Source organism: Microbacterium sp. BE35 (genome assembly GCF_031457705.1).
In the GTDB taxonomy this organism is placed as follows: Bacteria; Actinomycetota; Actinomycetes; order Actinomycetales; family Microbacteriaceae; genus Microbacterium; species Microbacterium trichothecenolyticum.
Map to the genome: position 1 here is coordinate 120,165 of NZ_JAVDXD010000004.1, position 17,055 is coordinate 137,219.

The following is a 17,055-nucleotide window of genomic DNA, read 5'->3' on the forward strand; positions in this document are numbered from 1 at the left end:
GCGTCAGCTGATCTTCTTGCGGTAGATCGCCATCGACGCGATGTACGCGACGACGAGGATGCCGACCAGCCAGGCCATCGCCACCCAGATGTCGGTGCCGACCGGCTCGCCGGCGAACAGCGCCCGCATCGAGTCGACGATCGAGGTGACCGGCTGGTTCTCGGCGAACCACTGCACCGGACCCGGCATGCTCTCGGTCGGGACGAACGCCGAGCTGATGAACGGGAGGAAGATGAGCGGGTACGAGAACGCACTCGCGCCGTCCACCGTCTTCGCCGTCAGGCCCGGGATCACCGCGAGCCACGTGAGCGCCAGCGTGAACAGCACCAGCATGCCGATCACGCCCATCCACGCGCCGAAGCTCGCGCCCGTGCGGAACCCCATCAGCAGCGCGACGCCGATGACGAGGGCGAGCGAGACGAGGATCGAGACGAGCGATGTCAGCACGTGCGCCCACAGGACTCCCGACCGTGCGATCGGCAGCGACTGGAACCGCTCGAAGATGCCGCTCTGCATGTCCAGGAACAACCGGTAGGCCGTGTAGGCGATGCCCGAGGCGATCGTGATGAGCAGGATGCCGGGGAGCATGTAGTCGATGTACGACCCCTTTGCGCCGCCGGTGTCGATCGCCCCGCTGAAGACGTAGACGAACAGGAGCATCAGCGCGATCGGGGTGACCGCGGTGGTGATGATGGTGTCGGGGCTGCGCAGGATGTGCCGCAGCGACCGGCTGGTGAGAACGGCGGTGTCGCCGATGATGTGCGCGGTCATCGTCCTTCCTTTCGTGTCGTGGCGGCGTTCGCGGCGTCGCCGGGTTCTGCGGTCTCCTCTTCGCCGGTGAGGGCGAAGAAGACGTCCTCGAGGCTCGGCTGCTTCTCGACGTACTCGACCTCGGCCGGCGGCAGGAGCTGCTTGAGCTCCGCGAGCGTGCCGTCGACGATGATGCGGCCCTTGTGGAGGATCGAGATGCGGTCCGCGAGCTGCTCGGCCTCTTCGAGGTACTGCGTGGTCAGCAGCACGGTCGTGCCGCCCCGCGCCAGCTCCCGCACCGCATCCCAGACCTCGAGGCGCGCTGCGGGGTCGAGACCGGTCGTGGGCTCGTCGAGGAAGATCACCGGCGGGTCCCCGATGAGGCTCATCGCGATGTCGAGCCGGCGCCGCATGCCGCCGGAGTACGTCGACACCTTGCGGGAGCCGGCATCCGTCAGCGAGAAGCGGGCGAGCAGGCCGTCCGCGATCGCGCCGGGGTCGGGGAGGTGGCGGAGCTGCGCGATGAGCACGAGGTTCTCGCGGCCGCTCAGCACCTCGTCGACGGCGGCGAACTGCCCGGTGAGGCTGATCGTCTCGCGCACCTTCTGAGCCTGGGCGGCGACGTCGAATCCGGCGATGGCGGCGGTGCCGGCATCGGCCTTGAGCAGCGTCGACAGGATGCGGACGACAGTGGTCTTTCCCGCACCGTTCGAGCCGAGCAGCGCGAAGATGCTGCCGCGCGCCACCTCGAAGTCGACGCCGCGCAGAACGTGCAGGTCCTTGTAGGACTTCTCGAGCCCCTGGACCCGGATGGCGGTGTCGGTGGTCATTTCTCATCTCCTCGTTCTGCGTCGTCGATCGCCTTGTTGAGGCGTGCGCGCTCCTTGTCGATCCACTGCTTGCCGGCGTAGGCGGCGGTGAACTCCTCGGCGAACGCCGAGGCGTCCTCGCCGACGATGTCGCGCACGGGGGTGCCGTCGGCGGCCGCGCGCTCCCAGAGGTCGGCCGAGTCGCCGAGCATCTGCATCATCGTGACGCCGTCGGTCATCCCGCCGACGGTCATGAAGTACCTGTCCAGCGCCTTGGCGGCGCCGCGGTAGGGCTCCGGCAGCGCCTCGATGCGCGCCTTGTACTGGCGGTACTGCTTCTTCTGCTCGAGCGAGCCGGTGACGACTTCGTACCACTTGGCGGCCATGATCAGTCCTCTTCCTGGGGGTTGTGGGTGTCGGCGTGTTCGCGGTGGAGCTGTTCGATGCGTTCTGCGAGGAAGCTCCAGGTCCTCCAGAACTCCGCGAGCTGCTCGCGGCCCTGCGCGTTGAGGGAGTACACCTTGCGCGGCGGTCCCTTCTCCGACGGGACCTTCTCGACGTCGACGAGGCCGCGCTGCTCGACCCTGACCAGCAGGGCGTACACCGTGCCTTCGGCGATGTCGGAGAAGCCCTGGTCCCGCAGCCACGAGGTGATCTCGTACCCGTAGGCGGGGCGTCCGGAGAGGATCGCGAGCACGATGCCCTCGAGCGTGCCCTTGAGCATCTCGGTCTCCTGCTTGCCCATGGCGCACCTCCTTCTGTCTGACTACTCAGTCTTGCTGACTACTGGTAGACGGTAACACTAAGTACCAGTACTTAGCAACACCGAATAGCAAAGAAATCTCGGGCAGAGGTGTAATGTCCATCCGTCGCCAATGGAGGCGGCAGCAAAGGACCTTCGATGACCCGATCCAGCTCACCGGTCGCACCCGACGACCAGAGCACCCCTGAGCGTCACGATCTGCAGGCGGGCGGCGTCAGCGCTGCCGGCTCGATCGTGATGGCCGTCGCCGGAAGCGCTCCGGCCTACTCGATCGCCGCGACCACGGCGACCCTCGTCGGCGTCGCCGGGCTCGGCGCCCCCGCCGCACTGCTGTGGTGCGGCATCCCGATGCTCGGCATCGCCTGGGCGTTCCTGTACCTCGGCAGAGCCGATGTCAACGCCGGTGCGGCGTACTCCTGGGTGGCGAGGGCGCTGCATCCGGCGCTCGGATTCCTCTCCGGGTGGGCGCTGGTGATCTCGGCGACGATCTTCATGGTCGCCGGCGCGCTTCCCGCCGGCGCGATGACCGTCTCGCTGTTCGACCCGTCCCAGGCCGAGAACGTGCCGCTCATCACCGGCGTCGGCGCGATCTGGTTCGTCATCATGGCGGCCTGCGTCTACTTCGGCGTGAACATCACCGCGCGCGCCCAGTGGATCATGTCGACGATCGAGGTCGGCATCCTTGTGGTGTTCGCCGGGCTCGCACTCTTCCGCGCCGCCACGACGAGCCACGACGGACCGAACTTCTCCTGGGACTGGCTCGGCTTCTCGCACCTCACCGGACCCGGCATCTTCGTCGGTGCCGCGCTGATCGCGGCCTTCTACTACTGGGGCTGGGACGTCAGCTCGAACCTCAATGAGGAGACCACCAACGGCCACAAGTCGGCCGGCGCGGCAGGACTCATCGGTGTGGGCATCGTCTTCGTGCTGTTCGAGATCTTCACGATCGCGACGCTCATCATGCTGTCGCAGGAGCAGATCGAGGCGAACAGCGCCAACATCCTCTCGGTGCTCGGCGACGTCATCTGGCCGGGCCTCGGGGGCAAGATCCTGATCATCGCGGTGGCCCTCTCGACGATCGCGACGCTCGAGACCACGCTCATCCAGGTGACCCGGTCGCTGTTCGCGATGGGCCGTGACCACACGATCCCGCGCGCGTTCGGTCGCGTGCACCCGCGGTGGAAGACTCCGACCTACGCGACGATCGTCATCCTCGTCGTCTCGCTGCTGCTGTTCGTCGGCTCGAACTTCCTCGGCAGCGTGGGCGACATCATGGAGAACGCCATCCTGTCGATCGGCCTCCAGATCGCGTTCTACTACACGCTCGCCGGCGTCGCCGTCGTCGTGGCGTATCGGAGGGTGCTCTTGCACTCCGTGAAGAACTTCCTGCTGATCGGACTGTGGCCCGCCGCCGGTGCGGCGTTCATGGGCTGGGCGTTCTTCGCGTCGATCCCGAGCAACGACCCGATCGTGAACTGGCTCGGCATCGGGCTCATCGTGCTGGGCATCGTGCCGCTGGCCCTGTTCTACCGCAAGGCGAAGGTGTACTACTCGCGCCGCCCGCTCGAGGTGCCTCCCGAGCTCGACAAGAAGGCTCCTGCCGACATCGATCTGCGCTCGCCCGGGCAGGTCGAGACGCTGCCCGACCCGAACACCTCGGTGATCAAGACTCTCGACGAGGAGTGAGATGAGAAGAGCGGATGCTCCCCACCTCGCGGGTGAGCATCCGCTCTACTCAGCGGTCGCGTCCTGGACCTGCTGCGAGAGTCCGGGGGTGCCGGTGGTGGGAGTCGAACCCACACGCCCTTGCGGGCAACCGAGTTTGAGTCGGTCGCGTCTGCCATTCCGCCACACCGGCCCGCGCGCCATGCCGCGCGTCCGGGATTGACCATACCGTAGGATTCAATGGTGACTGAGCAGGAGCAGACCGCCGCATCGACGGCATCCACCCCCCGCCGCGTCGTGGTCGCCGAAGACGAGTCGCTCATCCGACTCGACATCGTCGAGATCCTCCGCGACAACGGATACGACGTCGTGGGCGAGGCCGGCGACGGCGAGACGGCGGTGGCCCTCGCCACCGAGCTGCGTCCCGACCTGGTGATCATGGACGTGAAGATGCCGCAGCTCGACGGCATCTCCGCCGCCGAGAAGCTCAGCAAGAACCACATCGCCCCGGTCGTGCTGCTCACCGCGTTCAGCCAGAAGGAGCTCGTCGAGCGCGCGAGCGAGGCAGGCGCCCTCGCGTACGTCGTCAAGCCCTTCACGCCGAACGACCTGCTGCCGGCGATCGAGATCGCCCTGGCCCGCTACGAGCAGATCATCACCCTCGAGGCCGAGGTCGCCGACATGGTCGAGCGCTTCGAGACCCGCAAGCTGGTCGACCGCGCCAAGGGCCTTCTCAACGAGAAGATGGGCCTGTCGGAGCCCGAGGCGTTCCGCTGGATCCAGAAGGCGTCGATGGACCGCCGCCTGACCATGCAGGACGTCGCGAAGGCGATCATCGAGCAGCTGGCGCCCAAGAAGGGCTGACCCTCACGACTTCAAGAGAAGCGGATGCCTCGTGACGAGGCATCCGCTTCTTCCGTCCCGGTGCGGGTTCAGACAGGCGGCAGTTCCTTGATGTGGTTCGTGATGCGCACGGTCGAGCAGCGGCGCCCGGCCTCGTCGGTGACGACGATCTCGTGGACGGCGAGCGTGCGACCGAGGTGGATCGGGGTGCAGACGCCGGTCACGATGCCCGAGGTCGCCGAGCGCGTGTGGGTCGCGTTGATGTCGACGCCACCGCGAGCTTGCCCGGACCCGCGTAAAGATTCGCGGCCATCGAGCCGAGCGATTCACCTAGAACCACGTAGGCGCCGCCGTGCAGGAGGCCGACCGGCTGGGTGTTCCCCTCCACCGGCATCGTGGCCACCGCGCGCTCGACGGAGAACTCGGTGAAGACGATCCCCATCTTCTCGGCGAGCGCGCCCATGCCGCGATTCGCGGCCCACGCGAGGCCGTCGACAGGGGAGGGGGAGTGCTCGGGCATGCGTCGCCTTCGGGTGCTGGGGCGGGAGATCGGGTGTCGTCGCCCCTGACTAGGCTTGCAGGGTGACGGACTCCGCAAAGCCTACCCTTCTCGTCGTCGACGGCCATTCGCTGGCATATCGGGCGTTCTACGCCCTCCCGGTCGACAACTTCTCGACGAAGGACGGCCAGCACACGAACGGGATCTACGGGTTCCTTGCGATGCTGATCAACCTGATCAAGGCGGAGAAGCCGACCCACCTGGCCGTGGCCTTCGACACCTCCCGGCAGTCCTTCCGCACCCGCGAGTACACCGAGTACAAGGCGAACCGCTCCGAGACGCCGTCCGAGTTCAAGGGGCAGATCCCGCTCCTGCAGGACTGCCTCGCGGCGATGAGCATCCAGGTGCTCCAGCAGGAGGACATCGAGGCCGACGACATCCTCGCGACCCTCGCGACGCAGGGCGCCGAGAAGGGGTTCCAGGTGCTGGTGTGCTCGGGCGACCGCGACACGATCCAGCTCGTGAACGACGACGTGACGCTCCTCTATCCGAACGTGCAGGGCGTCTCCCAGCTCAAGCGCTACGACCGCGACGCGGTCATCGAGCGCTACGGCGTGCCGCCCGAGCAGTATCCCGACATCGCCGCGCTGGTGGGCGAGACGAGCGACAACCTGCCCGGGGTGCCCAAGGTCGGCGAGAAGACCGCCGTGAAGTGGCTCACCCAGTTCGGCTCCCTCGACGCGCTGCTCGAGGGCGCCGACTCCATCAAGGGTGTCGTCGGCGGCAACCTGCGCGAGCACATCGAGGACGTCCGCCGCAACCGTCGCCTCAATCGGCTCCTGACAGACGTCGACCTGCCCCTGGGCCCCGACGATCTCGAGGTGCAGCCGATGGATGCGCAGGCCGTGCGCGACATTTTCTCGCGCCTCGAGTTCAAGACCCTCATCCCGCGTGTGGCCGAGCTCGCGGGCATCGAGCAGCAGATGGCCGCGGTCACGTCGGCGGCTGCCGAGCTCGCGCCCGTCGCGCAGGAGCTCGCCCCCGCCGACTTCGCGGCCTGGCTCGAGAGCGCGACCGGCGAACTGGGTGTGACGATCGCGGTCGAGGGCGGGCTCCCGGCACGCGTCGGCGTCGCGACGAAGGATGCCGCAGCCGAGGCGTCGTGGACCCCCGAGCTCGCGGCGGCCCTCGCACCGTGGCTCACCTCCGATGCCCCCAAGGTCTTCGCCGATGCGAAGCCGCAGGTGAAGGCGCTGCGGCGTGCGGGCCTGCGCCTCGGCGGGCTCGCTCTCGATGTGATCCTCGCCGGCTGGCTGCTGCGCCCGAGCTTTCCCGACAAGACGCTCGCCGATCTCGTCGACCGCTACCTCGACGAGAAGCTGCCCGAGTCCGACCCGACGCAGCTCGTGCCCGAGACCGAGGGCGCGACGACCGGCCAGCTGTCCTGGTACCTGATGCGCGTGGCGGCGGCGGTGCGCGCGGAGCTGCCCGAGAGCGTGGCAGCCGTCCTCACCGACATCGAGCTGCCGACCCTGCACACGCTCGCCGACATGGAGCTCGCGGGCGTCGCCGTGTCGCACGCCACCCTGTCGCAGTTCTCCGGCGAGCTCGGCACCCGCGCCGACGCGCTCGCGCAGGAGGCGTACGCGGCGATCGGCCGCGAGGTGAACCTCGGCTCGCCGAAGCAGCTGCAGGAGGTGCTCTTCGAAGAGCTGCAGCTGCCGAAGACACGCAAGACCAAGACCGGCTATTCGACGGATGCCGCGGTCCTCGCTGATCTGCAGGAGACCAACCCGCATCCGTTCCTCGACCTGCTGCTCCAGCACCGTGAAGCGACGAAGCTGCGGCAGATCATCGAGTCGCTGGACAGCGCGATCGGCGGCGACCGCACGAGCGGAGCCGACGGGCGCATCCACACGACCTACGTGCAGACGGGCAGCCAGACCGGCCGCCTGTCGAGCACAGATCCGAACCTGCAGAACATCCCCATCCGCACCGAGGAGAGCCGCCGCATCCGCTCGGCGTTCACGGTCGGCGACGGGTACGAGACGCTGCTGACGGCGGATTACTCGCAGATCGAGATGCGCATCATGGCGCACCTCTCGGAGGACCCCGGCCTCATCGAGGCCTTCAACTCCGGAGAAGACACGCACCGTTTCGTCGGCTCGCGCGTGTTCGGCGTCGCACCCGAAGACGTGACACCCGCGATGCGCACGAAGGTCAAGGCGATGTCGTACGGCCTCGTGTACGGGCTGTCGGCGTTCGGGCTGTCGAAGCAGCTGCGCATCGAGCAGTCCGAGGCGAAGCAGCTCATGATGGAGTACTTCGCGCGCTTCGGCGCGGTGCGCGACTACCTGCGCTCGTCGGTCGAGCAGGCGCGTATCGACGGCTACACCGAGACGATCTTCGGCCGCCGCCGACCGTTCCCCGACCTCGCGAGCCCCAACCGCGTGCTGCGAGAGAACGCCGAGCGCGCCGCGCTCAACGCGCCGATCCAGGGCAGCGCCGCCGACATCATGAAGATCGCGCTCTTCCACATCCACGACGACTTCGCGGCGCAGGGGCTCGGCTCGCGCGTGCTGCTGCAGATCCACGACGAGCTCGTGATCGAGGTGGCCCCGGGGGAGTGGGATGCCGCCGAGCAGATCGTGCGCACCCGTATGGGCGACGCCGCGCAGCTGTCGGTGCCGCTCGACGTGCAGATCGGTCGCGGAGACGACTGGGACGTCGCCGGTCACTGATCCGTCGATCCTCGTCGGCGGGCTCACGGCACCGGGATTCTCGTTTGTCGGCACCGCGTCCCATGCCTAGGCTCGGTGCTATGACAGACGAAACCCGCACGCCCACGCAGATCGACAAGATCGCTGATGCGTGGGTCGACACCCTCGCCGAACTCGAGCCGACGCTCGCGACCTACATCGGTCGTTCCGAGTACAACGACCGGTTCGGCGACTACAGCCCGGCCGGCCAGGAACGGCTTGTCGAGGAGGGCCGCAAGACCCTCGCCGCGCTCGATGCCGCGACCGCCGACGACGACGTCGACGTCGTGACGAAGGAGGACCTCTCTCGCGAGATCCAGCTGGAGCTCGACCTGCACGACGCCAAGTGGCACCTCCGCGACCTCAACGTGATCGCCTCCCACGCGCAGAACATCCGCTCCGCGTTCGACCTGATGCCCACCGCGACCGCCGACGACTGGTCGGTCATCGCGAAGCGTCTCGGCGCCGTCTCGGGGGCGGTCGGCGGTTACATCGAGACCCTCCGCGAGGGCATCGCGCAGGGTGTGGTGCCGGCTCGCCGGCAGGTCACCGAGGTGGCGACGCAGGTCGCCCGCTACACCGCCGACAGCGGCTTCTTCGCAAGCTTCGCCGCCGACGCCGCACCTGAGGAGGGACAGCTGCCCGCCTCCCTCGCACGCGACCTCGCCGACAACGCCAACGCCGCTCGCGTCGCCTATGACGAGCTGGCCGCATTCCTCACGAGCGAGCTCGCCCCTGCCGCGTCCGAGAAGGACGCCGTCGGGCGCGAGCTGTACGCGCTGCACTCGCGCCGCTTCCTCGGCGCCACGATCGACCTCGACGAGACCTACGAGTGGGGCGTCGAGGAGCTCGCGCGCATGGTCGCCGAGCAGGAGTCGATCGCGAACGAGATCAAGGCCGGCGCATCGGTCGAGGAGGCCGTCGCGTTCCTCGAGCAGGACACGAGCCGCAAGCTCTACGGCACCGAGGCGCTGCAGAAGTGGATGCAGGAGACCAGCGACCGTGCCGTCGCCGAGCTCGGCAAGACCCACTTTGACATCGCCGAGCCGATCCGAAAGCTCGAGTGCATGATCGCACCCACCAAGGAAGGCGGGATCTACTACACCGGCCCGACGGACGACTTCTCGCGTCCCGGCCGTATGTGGTGGTCGGTGCCCGAGGGCGTCGAGGACTTCGACACGTGGCGCGAGCTCACGACGGTGTACCACGAGGGCGTCCCGGGCCACCACCTCCAGATCGCCCAGGCGGTCTACAACCGCGCGCAGCTGAACACCTACCGCCGCCTTCTCGGTGGCACGTCGGGCCACGCCGAAGGCTGGGCGCTCTACGCGGAGCGCCTGATGGAGCAGCTCGGCTACCTGTCCGATCCCGCCGACCGCCTCGGCATGCTCGACGGTCAGCGCATGCGCGCCGCCCGCGTCGTGCTCGACATCGGCGTGCACCTCGAGAAGCCGCGTCCCGACGGGCAGGGTCCGTGGGACGCCGACTTCGCGCTCGAGTTCATGCTGCGCAACGTCAACATGCCGGACGAGTTCGTGAAGTTCGAGGTCAACCGCTACCTCGGCTGGCCGGGTCAGGCACCGTCGTACAAGGTCGGCCAGCGCATCTGGGAGCAGCTGCGCGACGAGGTCGCCGAGCGCGAGGGCGACGCCTTCTCGATCAAGCAGTTCCACAAGCGCGCGCTCGACCTCGGCGGTGTCGGACTCGACACGCTGCGCTCCGCGCTCTCGCGCTGATCAGGCGCCGGGGTCGTGGCGCAGCAGCGCCACGACCTCGGCGTCCGTCGTCTGGCGGAAGTCGTCGTAGTACTGGCCCACCGCCCAGAAGTCGGCTTCGCGATACGGGCACACGAACACATCGACGGCGTCGGCCGGCGGCTCCCACTGCTCCGGCGCGACAGGAACTGCCAGCACGATCTGCTCCGGGTCGCGGGCACGAAGAGCGCGGCACGCCGCGATAGCGGTCGCGCCGGTGGCCACGCCGTCGTCCACGACGATCGCGGTCCGCCCCGACAGCTCCACGGACGCCGAGCCGAAGGCATCCGTCCGCCGTGCCAGCTCGTCGCGCTCCACGGCCTCGACGCGCTCGAGATCGCGCGAGGACATGCCCGCCCACCGCATCGCGCCGGGCGTGACGATACGAACCCCGTCCGCGATCGCGCCCACGGCGTACTCCTCGTGGCCCGAGGCGCCGAGCTTGCGCACGACGACCGCGTCGAGCTCGAGTGCGAGCGCGTCGGCGACCGCCGCGGCGACCACGACGCCGCCCCGGGGAATGCCGAGGACCACGGCATCCGTACCCCGCCATCGTTCGAGCTCTGCGGCGAGCTCGCGCCCGGCGGACCGGCGATCCGCGAAGGGGATCATGCCTCCACGCTACGCTCGCGGGGTCCCGACGTCTCGGGAATGCCCGGCCCGCTCCGCCGGTTCATGCAAGCGCATAGAAGGAGAAGCACACATGACCTCTATCGATCCCGCCACGATCGAGCTCGGACTCGACACCTTCGGCGACGTGACCCGCGACCCCTCCGGGGAGCTGATCAGCGGCGCGCAGACGATCCGCAATGTCGTCGAGCAGGCAGTGCTGGCCGATCGCGTCGGACTGTCGTTCTTCGGCGTGGGGGAGCACCACCGCCGCGAGTTCGCAGTGTCCAGCCCCGAGATCGTGCTCGCCGCCGCGGCGGCGCGCACGGAGCGCATCCACCTGGGAACCGCTGTCACCGTGCTCTCGAGCGATGACCCGGTGCGCGTCTTCGAGCGGTTCGCGACCCTGGACGCGATCTCGAACGGTCGCGCCGAAGTCATCCTCGGCCGCGGGTCGTTCATCGAGTCGTTCCCGCTGTTCGGCTACGACCTGCGCGACTACGAGACGCTGTTCGACGAGAAGCTCGACCTCTTCTCGCACCTGCTGACCGAGAAGCCCGTCACGTGGAACGGGACGCTGCGGGCATCCCTCGACGCCGCCGACGTGTTCCCCAAGACCGAGAACGGCCTGCGCGCGTGGGTCGGCGTGGGCGGTACCCCGGAGTCGGCGGTGCGGGCCGCACGCTACGGGTACGGCCTCATGCTCGCGATCATCGGCGGTCCTGCAGGGCGCTTCGCGCCTTTCGCAGAGCTGTACCGCCGGTCGCTCGAGACCTTCGAGCAGCCGCAGCTGCCGGTCGGGGTGCACTCGCCGGGCCACGTCGCCGAGACGGATCAGCAGGCGTGGGACGAGGCGTACGAGGGCTTCGAGGCGATGAACAACTCGATCGGCCGCGAACGCGGCTGGCCGACGTACAACCGTCTTCGCTTCCAGCACGACGTCGGGCCCGAGGGCGCGCTGTACGTGGGCTCGCCCGAGACCGTCGCCCGCAAGATCGCCGACACCGTGCGGACTCTCGGCGCATCCCGATTCGACATGAAGTTCTCGACCGGCACGCTGTCGCACGAGAAGATGATGCGCTCGATCGAGCTGTTCGGCACCGAGGTCGCCCCTCGCGTGCGCGACATGCTGTCGTGAGCCCCGCGCGGGTTCCGGCATCCGTAGCATGACGCTATGACGGATGCCGCAACCCGCGCGTCGTCGACGCTCTCGCAGCGTCTCGACCGCCTGCCGTTCACCCGCACGCACCTGCGCGTGCTCACCGGATCGGGGATCGGGTGGGCGCTGGACGCGATGGACGTCGGGCTCATCTCCTTCATCATCGCGGCGCTCGCGGCGCAGTGGAGTCTGACGCCGATCGAGGCGAGCTGGATCGCCTCGGTCGGGTTCGTGGGCATGGCGATCGGTGCGAGCGTGGGCGGACTCCTCGCGGACCGGTTCGGGCGGCGTCAGGTGTTCGCGCTGACCCTCCTCGTGTACGGGGTCGCAACGGGTGCGAGCGCGCTCGTGGGCGGCCTCGCCGCACTCCTCGTGCTGCGGTTCCTCGTGGGGCTGGGGCTGGGCGCCGAGCTGCCGGTCGCGAGCACCTATGTGAGCGAGTTCGCTCCCGCGCGCATGCGCGGGCGCCTGATCGTGATCCTCGAGGCCTTCTGGGCCGTGGGGTGGACCCTGGCCGCGCTCGTCGGCTACTTCGTGATCCCCGCATCGGAGAACGGCTGGCGCTGGGCGTTCGCGCTCGGCGCGATACCCGCGGCGTACGCGCTCATCGTGCGCTGGGGCCTTCCCGAGTCGGCGCGCTGGCTCGAGCGGCGCGGGCGCTTCAGTCAGGCGGAGTCGGTCGTGCGCACGTTCGAGGCTGCCGCCGGCGCCGCAGCGGCACCCGCGTCGGGGCGGCCGGCGGTTCCTCCTGCCGCCGCGACGTCGCTGGGGCAACGACTTGGCAGTCTGTGGTCGGCCGAGTTCCGCGTCCGCACGGCCTGCCTGTGGCTGGTGTGGTTCTGCGTCAACTTCTCGTACTACGGCGCGTTCATCTGGATCCCGTCGATCCTCGTGGCGCAGGGGTACGACCTCGTGCGGTCGTTCGGCTTCACCCTGATCATCACGCTCGCACAGCTGCCCGGCTACGCGGTGGCGGCGTGGCTGATCGAGGTGTGGGGGCGCCGGGCGACGCTCTCGGTCTTCCTCGTGGGTTCGGCGGTGTCGGCGATCTTCTTCGGCACCGCCACCGGAGCAGGCGCCGTCATCGCGGCCGGTATGGCGCTGTCGTTCTTCAACCTCGGCGCGTGGGGTGCACTGTATGCGGTGACCCCAGAGATGTACCCGACGTCGCTGCGCGCGACAGGCTCGGGCTGGGCGGCCGGCGTCGGGCGGATCGCGTCGATCGTGGCGCCGCTGGTCGTACCTCCGCTGCTCTTCGCCGGCAGCGCGCCCGTGCTGTTCGTGGTGTTCGCGGTCTTCTTCGCGGTGGCAGCGGCGGCGGCCTGGGGACTCGTGGATCGGCGCGGCGTCGCGCTCGACGACCGGTGACGCCGGCCGGTCGCACGTCGAGCCGGACGTAGGCTTGAGCCCGTGGCATCCGTTCGATACGTCGCGATCGGCGACTCCTTCACCGAGGGTGTGGGCGACGAGCTCCCCGACGGACACGTGCGCGGCTGGGCCGACCTCGTGGCGCAGGGCTGGGCGAACGCCACCGATCAGCCGGTCGAGTACGCGAACCTCGCGATCCGCGGCAAGCTCGTCTGGCCGATCGTCGAGCAGCAGCTCGAGCCGGCGCTCGCGCTCAAGCCGACGCACCTGTCGTTCAACGGCGGCGGCAACGACATGCTGCGTCCGCGCACCAGCGTCGCTCAGGTGCTCGCGGCCTTCGAGACGGTGCTGCGCCGCTGCGACGAGGAGGGTGTCCAGCTCATCGTGCTCTCGGGGGCGAATCCGACGGCCCAGCTGCCGCTGAAGCGCGTGATCCAGCGACGCGGCGACCTTCTGTCGTACGCCGTCGAGGCACGCCTCGCCGCGCGCACCGACGTCGTGCAGGCGTACAACTGGTTCGACGAGGAGCTGGCCACGCCGCCCTACTGGTCCGAGGACCGCCTGCACATGAACGCACGCGGACACCATCGCGTCGCCGCGCGCGTGCTGAGCTCGCTCGGTGTCGAGCCGGTGCCGGAGTGGTGGTCACAGCCGCCACTGCCCCCGATGGGACCCCGTGGCGCGGCCTACTACCGCGAGCACGTCGGCCCGTGGGTGCGGCGGCGGCTGACGGGGACGTCATCCGGCGACGGCCGCGAACCGAAGTTCGGTCAGTGGACCGAGATCGCCCCGGCCGGCTGGTAGGCGCTCATTCGGCGCCACCGGTCACCGCGTAGGTGAGTTCGGCGAAGGCACCTGCCTGCCGCACCGCGGTGAGCCGCAGCCGGTCGGCACCGATGCTGCGGGGGAGGAGCGGCTTGCCCGACGGCAGCGTGGCGGGCGCGATCGAGACGCGGATCTCGTCGAGGAGGCCCGCGTCGGCGAACTGGCCGGCGAGGTCGCCGCCGCCGACGATCCACACATCGCCATCGCCCGCCGAATCGCGGATCTGCGGCCACGCCTCGCGGACGTCGCCGGAGACGAACCGGATGTCGACGCCCGCGACCACGGGCTGCTGCTTGCTCGTGAACACCCAGGTGGGGCGGTCGCCGTAGTAGGACGGCCACTTCTCGGGGTGCGCGACGAGGTCCTCGTGCTCGAGCACCCACCGGTAGGTCGACGAACCCTGCACCAGCACGCCGATGCCCGCCAGGAACCGCTGGAAGTCGTCGTCGCCACCCTCGCCGCCCGGTGCGGCGAAGAGCCACTCCAATGAGTCGTGCTCGTCGGCGAGGAAGCCGTTGAGCGTGGTGGCGGTGTAGAAGACGACGCGAGGCATGCGGTCACCGTAGCGCGCATCTCGGACAAAGGCTTGACGACATATTCAACCGAGTAGTACAGTACCGAATAGTTGAATACAGGAGGCGAGATGACCGACGCACTGAGCCGCACCTTCGCGGCACTCGCCGACCCCACTCGTCGCGCGATGCTCGCGCGGCTGAGCCAGGGCGAGGCGACGGTGGGGGAGCTCGCCGAGCCGTTCGACATGACGTTCGCCGCCGTGTCGAAGCACCTCCGCGTCCTCGAGGGAGCGGGGCTCGTGACCCGTGGCCGAAACGCCCAGTACCGACCGGCCCGGCTCGACGCGCGACCCCTGGCGGCAGCATCCGTCTGGATCGGGGGCTATGCGCAGTTCTGGGAGGACAGCCTCGGCGCCCTCGAGCAGTACCTCAACGCCCTGCAGCAGCTGGGCGCTCCCCGCACGACACCGACCGGCGGCCCCGCCGCACCCACCGAGAAGGAGAACGACCATGACTGAGTACTTCACCGTCACCCGCACCCTGCAGGCTCCCCGGGAGCTGGTCTTCGAGACCCTGACCAAGCCCGAGCACTTCGCCGTGTGGTTCGGCACCGCGGCCGTCGAGGTGCCTCAGGACAGCCTCACGATGGACGTGCGTCCCGGCGGCGCCTTCCGCGCCGTGATGCTGCTGCCCGACGGCAACCGGATCGACTGGGCCGGGGAGTACAAGGTCGTCGAGCCGCCCTCGCACCTCGCGATGACGCTCACCGACCAGCCCGGCGACGACGCGGGGCTGCCCGTGCTCTTCGACCTGGAAGAGGCCGGCGAAGGCACCGTGCTCACCATCCGCCAGGACCGAAGCGACTTCTCCGACGAGCAGGTCGCCGCGACGATCGCCGGGTACAGCTCATTCATCGACGACATCGAGCGCGTGCTGGAGAGCCTCCAGAGCGCCTGAACGCCGTCACAGCGCGCCCGGGCGGCGCAGCGCGCTCATCGCGAGCACGCTGCCCGCCCGGGCGCTCTCGCGTGAGTCGACGCCGGCCAGCGCCGCCACGATGTAGCCCGCTGCGAAGGCGTCGCCTGCGCCCGTCGAGTCGACCACGTCGTCGACTCTGTCGACGGGCACCGCGGTCGTCTCGCCGTCCGCGGAGACGAGCACGGGCTCCGCGCCGCGCTTGACCACGTACACGCCGGCCGGCGCGACCCCGAGCTCGTCCGCTGCGGCCGCCTCGTCGGCGTTCGCGAAGACGACATCGGGCTCGAGCTCCGCCAGCAGGCGACGCAGCCGCTCGCCGCCCAGCGTGCGCATCATCGCGACACTCGACAGGTCGAGACTCACGCGGGCGCCCCCCGCAGCCGCGCGGGTCGCAGCATCCGTCACCGCCCGCGCGGAGAGGGGCGACGCGAAGCCGTAAAGCGGCAGGTGCACCCAGTCGGCGTCGGCGGTCCACGCCGGATCGATGCGATCGAGCTCGGCTGCCGCGCCACGGTCGCTGATCATGGTGCGCTCGCCCACGGCGTCGACGAGCACCACGATCGAGCCCGTGCGGCCGTGCCGCTGCACCTGGACGTCGACGCCGGCGGCTTCGAGCGCGGCGACGAGCGCGACGGCCAGCGTGTCGTCGCCGACACGGCCGATGAAGCGGGACGGATGCTGCGTCGCAGCCGCGACCGCGACGTTCGCGGCGCTTCCGCCCCGCGTGAGACGCACTTCGGCGGGGTTGTCGGTGCCGCGCTCGAGCGTCGCGCCGCCGAGGACGATGAGGTCGGCGACGAGGTCGCCGATGACGACGAGCATCAGGCGTCGCCGGCGAGCGCCCGCGCGATACGGGCGCCGAGGTCGACGTTGCCGCGGTACACCGCGACGTTCACCTCGAGGCTGCGCCCTGCCGTCTCGCGCTGGAAGAAATCGAGCAGGAACGGTGTGGTGTCGTGGCCCGACACGCCCTCCGCGGCGGCCGCGGCGAGCGCCCGCGTCAGTACGTCGTCGTGCAACGCCGGGTCGAGCTGGCGATCGGCGGCGACGGGGTTCGCGACCAGCAGTGTCGACGAGATGCCCAGCGCGTCACGGGTGCGCGCGATCGCGGCGATCTCGGCGGGGGAGTCCACCGAGTACTCCACGTCGTAGCCCGAGTCGCCGACGTAGAAGCCGGGGTAGTCGGTGGTGCGGTAGCCGACTACGGCGAGGTTCAGCGTCTCGAGCCGTTCGAGGGTCAGCGCGATGTCGAGGATCGACTTGACGCCCGCACTCACGACCACGAGCGGAAGCCCGGCGAGGGTCGGCAGGTCGGCGGACTCGTCGAAGGTCTGCGCGGCACCCCGGTGCACTCCGCCGAGGCCGCCGGTCGAGAACACGCGCACGCCCGCCCGCGCCGCGAGGTGCGCGGTCGCGGCGACGGTCGTGCCCGCGCTGAGCCCCTTGACCACGGCGACGGGAACGTCGCGCACGCTCGCCTTCACGACGCCGTCGGCGGTCGAGAGGCGCTCGATCTCGTCGGGCGACAGGCCCACGGTGGGGCGTCCGTCGACCAGGCCGATCGTCGCCGGCACGACGCCGAGTGCGCGGACGCGGGCCTCGGCTTCGAGGGCGACCGTCAGATTGCGCGGCCGCGGCAGGCCGTGCGTGAAGATCGTGGACTCGAGCGCGAGCACGGGATCGCCCGAGGCGACGGCGTCGCGCACCTCCCGAGCGATGACGAGGGGATCGGACACGGGCACCCTTTCGATCCAGGCAG

Annotated in this window: 17 protein-coding genes, 1 tRNA gene and 1 pseudogene; 9 read left to right on the plus strand and 10 right to left on the minus strand. The window is 69.5% G+C overall.

What is annotated here, in order from left to right:
- Positions 1 to 3: 3 nt before the first annotated feature.
- From J2Y46_RS14355 to J2Y46_RS14370, 4 genes are read right to left on the minus strand one after another with little or no spacing between them, the layout of a single operon-like run.
- Complete coding sequence (locus J2Y46_RS14355; protein ID WP_045302447.1) at positions 4 to 771, minus strand: ABC transporter permease; 768 nt, start codon at positions 769 to 771, stop codon at positions 4 to 6.
- Entirely contained in the window at positions 768 to 1,580 is an 813-nt protein-coding gene (locus J2Y46_RS14360) for an ABC transporter ATP-binding protein (protein WP_045302445.1), read from the minus strand. Before J2Y46_RS14360 ends, J2Y46_RS14355 begins: the two co-directional genes overlap by 4 nt.
- Complete coding sequence (locus J2Y46_RS14365) at positions 1,577 to 1,945, minus strand: DUF1048 domain-containing protein (protein ID WP_310243237.1); 369 nt, start codon at positions 1,943 to 1,945, stop codon at positions 1,577 to 1,579. The genes J2Y46_RS14360 and J2Y46_RS14365 overlap by 4 nt, the downstream gene beginning before the upstream one ends.
- 2 nt (positions 1,946 to 1,947) lie before the next feature.
- Positions 1,948 to 2,304 carry a PadR family transcriptional regulator gene (locus tag J2Y46_RS14370; RefSeq protein WP_045302441.1) on the minus strand — a complete coding sequence of 119 codons (357 nt, stop codon included), beginning with the start codon at positions 2,302 to 2,304 and terminating at the stop codon, positions 1,948 to 1,950.
- A gap of 156 nt (positions 2,305 to 2,460) precedes the next feature.
- Between J2Y46_RS14370 and J2Y46_RS14375 the strand changes: the two genes are divergently transcribed.
- Positions 2,461 to 4,008, plus strand: a complete 1,548-nt coding sequence (locus J2Y46_RS14375) for an APC family permease (protein WP_045302439.1) — start codon at positions 2,461 to 2,463, stop codon at positions 4,006 to 4,008.
- Between the two features lie 89 nt (positions 4,009 to 4,097).
- On the opposite strand, the gene J2Y46_RS14380 is transcribed toward J2Y46_RS14375, so the two are convergent.
- A tRNA-Leu gene (locus tag J2Y46_RS14380) sits at positions 4,098 to 4,180 on the minus strand.
- Between the two features lie 47 nt (positions 4,181 to 4,227).
- Between J2Y46_RS14380 and J2Y46_RS14385 the strand changes: the two genes are divergently transcribed.
- On the plus strand, positions 4,228 to 4,851 hold the full coding sequence (locus tag J2Y46_RS14385; protein ID WP_157005684.1) for a response regulator: 624 nt from the start codon (positions 4,228 to 4,230) through the stop codon (positions 4,849 to 4,851).
- Between the two features lie 68 nt (positions 4,852 to 4,919).
- On the opposite strand, the pseudogene J2Y46_RS14390 reads toward J2Y46_RS14385, so the two are convergent.
- Positions 4,920 to 5,350 (minus strand): annotated as a pseudogene (locus J2Y46_RS14390) (hotdog fold thioesterase).
- Positions 5,351 to 5,412: 62 nt separating this feature from the next.
- On the opposite strand from J2Y46_RS14390, the gene polA reads away from it, so the two are divergent.
- Together polA and J2Y46_RS14400 are read left to right on the plus strand one after the other, a co-directional pair.
- Positions 5,413 to 8,070, plus strand: a complete 2,658-nt coding sequence (polA, locus tag J2Y46_RS14395) for a DNA polymerase I (RefSeq protein WP_045302435.1) — start codon at positions 5,413 to 5,415, stop codon at positions 8,068 to 8,070.
- Positions 8,071 to 8,150: 80 nt separating this feature from the next.
- Entirely contained in the window at positions 8,151 to 9,824 is a 1,674-nt protein-coding gene (locus J2Y46_RS14400; RefSeq protein WP_045302433.1) for a DUF885 domain-containing protein, read from the plus strand.
- Here the strand turns inward: J2Y46_RS14400 and J2Y46_RS14405 are convergent, their stop codons facing one another.
- The gene (locus J2Y46_RS14405) at positions 9,825 to 10,454 is read right to left on the minus strand and encodes a phosphoribosyltransferase (protein ID WP_045302431.1); all 630 of its coding nucleotides are present in this window, start codon (positions 10,452 to 10,454) and stop codon (positions 9,825 to 9,827) included. It abuts the gene before it with no gap.
- A 91-nt stretch (positions 10,455 to 10,545) separates the two neighbouring features.
- Between J2Y46_RS14405 and J2Y46_RS14410 the strand changes: the two genes are divergently transcribed.
- From J2Y46_RS14410 to J2Y46_RS14420, 3 genes are read left to right on the plus strand one after another with little or no spacing between them, the layout of a single operon-like run.
- Positions 10,546 to 11,589: an LLM class flavin-dependent oxidoreductase gene (locus tag J2Y46_RS14410; RefSeq protein WP_310243243.1), complete on the plus strand. Its 1,044-nt coding sequence runs from the start codon at positions 10,546 to 10,548 to the stop codon at positions 11,587 to 11,589.
- Between the two features lie 36 nt (positions 11,590 to 11,625).
- Positions 11,626 to 12,978, plus strand: a complete 1,353-nt coding sequence (locus J2Y46_RS14415; protein ID WP_310243245.1) for an MFS transporter — start codon at positions 11,626 to 11,628, stop codon at positions 12,976 to 12,978.
- A 42-nt stretch (positions 12,979 to 13,020) separates the two neighbouring features.
- Positions 13,021 to 13,782, plus strand: coding sequence for an SGNH/GDSL hydrolase family protein (locus J2Y46_RS14420; RefSeq protein ID WP_045302427.1), 762 nt, complete (start codon positions 13,021 to 13,023; stop codon positions 13,780 to 13,782).
- A 4-nt stretch (positions 13,783 to 13,786) separates the two neighbouring features.
- Here the strand turns inward: J2Y46_RS14420 and J2Y46_RS14425 are convergent, their stop codons facing one another.
- A complete protein-coding gene (locus J2Y46_RS14425; RefSeq protein WP_045302425.1) occupies positions 13,787 to 14,356 on the minus strand; it encodes a dihydrofolate reductase family protein in 570 nt (189 codons plus the stop codon).
- A 90-nt stretch (positions 14,357 to 14,446) separates the two neighbouring features.
- On the opposite strand from J2Y46_RS14425, the gene J2Y46_RS14430 reads away from it, so the two are divergent.
- Complete coding sequence (locus tag J2Y46_RS14430; protein WP_045302423.1) at positions 14,447 to 14,836, plus strand: helix-turn-helix transcriptional regulator; 390 nt, start codon at positions 14,447 to 14,449, stop codon at positions 14,834 to 14,836.
- On the plus strand, positions 14,829 to 15,275 hold the full coding sequence (locus J2Y46_RS14435; RefSeq protein WP_310243249.1) for an SRPBCC domain-containing protein: 447 nt from the start codon (positions 14,829 to 14,831) through the stop codon (positions 15,273 to 15,275). The genes J2Y46_RS14430 and J2Y46_RS14435 overlap by 8 nt, the downstream gene beginning before the upstream one ends.
- Positions 15,276 to 15,281: 6 nt before the next feature.
- On the opposite strand, the gene J2Y46_RS14440 is transcribed toward J2Y46_RS14435, so the two are convergent.
- Both J2Y46_RS14440 and J2Y46_RS14445 read right to left on the minus strand, forming a co-directional pair.
- Positions 15,282 to 16,118 (minus strand): carbohydrate kinase family protein, encoded by an 837-nt coding sequence (locus tag J2Y46_RS14440; protein ID WP_310243251.1) that lies wholly within the window; start codon positions 16,116 to 16,118, stop codon positions 15,282 to 15,284.
- Positions 16,118 to 17,032, minus strand: a complete 915-nt coding sequence (locus J2Y46_RS14445; RefSeq protein WP_211255972.1) for a pseudouridine-5'-phosphate glycosidase — start codon at positions 17,030 to 17,032, stop codon at positions 16,118 to 16,120. Before J2Y46_RS14445 ends, J2Y46_RS14440 begins: the two co-directional genes overlap by 1 nt.
- Positions 17,033 to 17,055 lie beyond the last annotated feature (23 nt).

Bases quoted from the DNA above. Each gene is read 5' to 3' on its own strand.
- J2Y46_RS14355 (WP_045302447.1), bottom strand. From the start codon at position 771: ATGACCGCGCACATCATCGGCGACACCGCCGTTCTCACCAGCCGGTCG.
- J2Y46_RS14360 (WP_045302445.1), bottom strand. From the start codon at position 1,580: ATGACCACCGACACCGCCATCCGGGTCCAGGGGCTCGAGAAGTCCTAC.
- J2Y46_RS14365 (WP_310243237.1), bottom strand. From the start codon at position 1,945: ATGGCCGCCAAGTGGTACGAAGTCGTCACCGGCTCGCTCGAGCAGAAG.
- J2Y46_RS14370 (WP_045302441.1), bottom strand. From the start codon at position 2,304: ATGGGCAAGCAGGAGACCGAGATGCTCAAGGGCACGCTCGAGGGCATC.
- J2Y46_RS14375 (WP_045302439.1), top strand. From the start codon at position 2,461: ATGACCCGATCCAGCTCACCGGTCGCACCCGACGACCAGAGCACCCCT.
- J2Y46_RS14385 (WP_157005684.1), top strand. From the start codon at position 4,228: ATGGTGACTGAGCAGGAGCAGACCGCCGCATCGACGGCATCCACCCCC.
- J2Y46_RS14400 (WP_045302433.1), top strand. From the start codon at position 8,151: ATGACAGACGAAACCCGCACGCCCACGCAGATCGACAAGATCGCTGAT.
- J2Y46_RS14405 (WP_045302431.1), bottom strand. From the start codon at position 10,454: ATGATCCCCTTCGCGGATCGCCGGTCCGCCGGGCGCGAGCTCGCCGCA.
- J2Y46_RS14410 (WP_310243243.1), top strand. From the start codon at position 10,546: ATGACCTCTATCGATCCCGCCACGATCGAGCTCGGACTCGACACCTTC.
- J2Y46_RS14415 (WP_310243245.1), top strand. From the start codon at position 11,626: ATGACGGATGCCGCAACCCGCGCGTCGTCGACGCTCTCGCAGCGTCTC.
- J2Y46_RS14425 (WP_045302425.1), bottom strand. From the start codon at position 14,356: ATGCCTCGCGTCGTCTTCTACACCGCCACCACGCTCAACGGCTTCCTC.
- J2Y46_RS14430 (WP_045302423.1), top strand. From the start codon at position 14,447: ATGACCGACGCACTGAGCCGCACCTTCGCGGCACTCGCCGACCCCACT.
- J2Y46_RS14435 (WP_310243249.1), top strand. From the start codon at position 14,829: ATGACTGAGTACTTCACCGTCACCCGCACCCTGCAGGCTCCCCGGGAG.
- J2Y46_RS14440 (WP_310243251.1), bottom strand. From the start codon at position 16,118: ATGCTCGTCGTCATCGGCGACCTCGTCGCCGACCTCATCGTCCTCGGC.